This is a genomic window from Barnesiella sp. CU968 (assembly GCF_905219685.1).
Classification (GTDB): domain Bacteria; phylum Bacteroidota; class Bacteroidia; order Bacteroidales; family Muribaculaceae; genus Lepagella; species Lepagella muris_A.
On the sequence record NZ_CAJMXD010000502.1, the window covers coordinates 1 to 1,783 of the forward strand.

At 40.4% G+C, this 1,783-nt stretch carries 2 protein-coding genes; both read right to left on the reverse strand.

Going from position 1 to position 1,783, the window contains the following annotated elements:
• A partial coding sequence (locus JX312_RS13110) for a DUF6043 family protein (protein WP_204458367.1) occupies positions 1-742 on the reverse strand: 742 nt, incomplete at its 3' end.
• A gap of 558 nt (positions 743-1,300) precedes the next feature.
• Positions 1,301-1,783, reverse strand: a 483-nt coding sequence (locus JX312_RS13115; protein WP_204458369.1) for a hypothetical protein, incomplete at its 5' end; no start/stop codon positions are given.

Below are 1,783 nucleotides of genomic sequence, written 5' to 3' on the forward strand. Positions count from 1 at the left end.
GTGTTGACGGATCCAGCTCGCCAGACTCGACAAGTGCGACATATAAGTGCGCTATGTCAACGCCACGGATATGTGTTTCTATCCATTTGCCAATGCGCTTAACAATCTCACTGCCGTGAGATGCCAAAAGGGAAAGAAGGTCATGAGGAAATCCCGCGTTCTCTATAATTTTAGCAGTCGGTTTAGACTCGTCGATGCCCTCCAACGCCCAATCAGCCAAATTGCCGTTATCTACACTCATGCGATAATCAAGATGCTCCTTCAAATCCTTGCGCGAGCGTCGTTTATCCTCTACCTCCCTCGCAAGAAATGTCTTCATGAACTTTGCAAGCTGCCACTGGTACTGTTTGTTGTCAATCGACTCTGCCGCTTCCTCAATATTATCTATCATCATTTCAGAAGAGCGTCCATATTTGAGCCATGCGGCAAAGGGCAACCGGTATTTAGCCCATTCGCTCCCTTCTGCCTGTTCGCCAAATATCTTCTCAGCAAAATCCGACTCTTGAAGAATCTTCAAAAGCTCATCCAAGTCCAGATTGTCAAGGTTAATCATATTCTCCAATCGCTTCTGAAACTCCGGCGACGAAAGAAATGCTGCTGCACCCAACAAAAACACCTCCAGCGAGTCCGCTTCGCCCATCGCCGCAGCAAACTCGCCATATTCCTGCGGATGCTCCTCCATCCACATCTTCAAATCAATCTTTCCATCCTGACTGCCTAAGTTATCTTGCTGATTTTTCATAGTGAAATTTCTAATTCATAAAGTAATAACGCGCAAAGGTCAAAAAAAGATAATAGTACTTTGAACGATAACAGCGACAACACATAAGTTCCGCCAAGCAGTGCAGTATCTTCAATCCAACCCTCGGACAAGCAACACCCGACCATGAGAACGAGCAACGCTCCCCGCGCAATCCAAAATACATCCAATTTATGTGTCATAGTCGTTTTGAAATAAGCGAATAAATTTTCGTCACAATAATATATGGGATAATTGAGATTAACGAATACATTATCATAAATAATATCAGGTAATCTGAATGTGTTGTGGATTTACTTAGATTGGGGAAAAGAAAACAGATTGCAACAGATAGGCTGTTAGCTATCCAGACCGACAAAGAAAGTCTGATAATACTTTTCCTAAACCACTTAAATGCAATGAATCCACTCAACAAACTACATAATAGGAATATAAACGTATAGTATATGTCCCATTCCATATACAACATACTATAACCTGTTCCTACTGAAACAAAAGTTTCAAAAGCCACAAATATCCAAAATCGTTTATCGGTCAGTATCATATTTGTTCAAGATAAGCAACAATTCGTGAAAAAGAAGATTTCATCTCGATTGTGAAATCCTCTTTTTTCACTATTCGTTGATACATTCGTTTAATATTTTCGTAATCAGCATTTTTGGAGAGTTTGGCAGAAATTAGTCCAACCATACAATGAGTATCAAGCCCTGAACAATATGGGCTATATTGTTCTATTGGCATAGTATTGAATAGCCGGTCTATTGAATTGATACTGTCATATTGAGAGATAAAATCCAACGCAATAGGAAGTAATGGCGACAGCCCCATATCAAGCCGGTTATAGTCGTCCGGCTCATCGTCTGAAAGAATAAAGCGGTCTGTTTTGACAATCTGCGTTTTCCATCTTAAATCCGGATTAAATCCTTGCAGTTTTATTCTTTGAAGCAATAAAAGATTGATAAATGCAGAATGGTTCAGAATGAAGCCACAGTCATTGCAGATTGTAGTTATCTCTCCATAGTC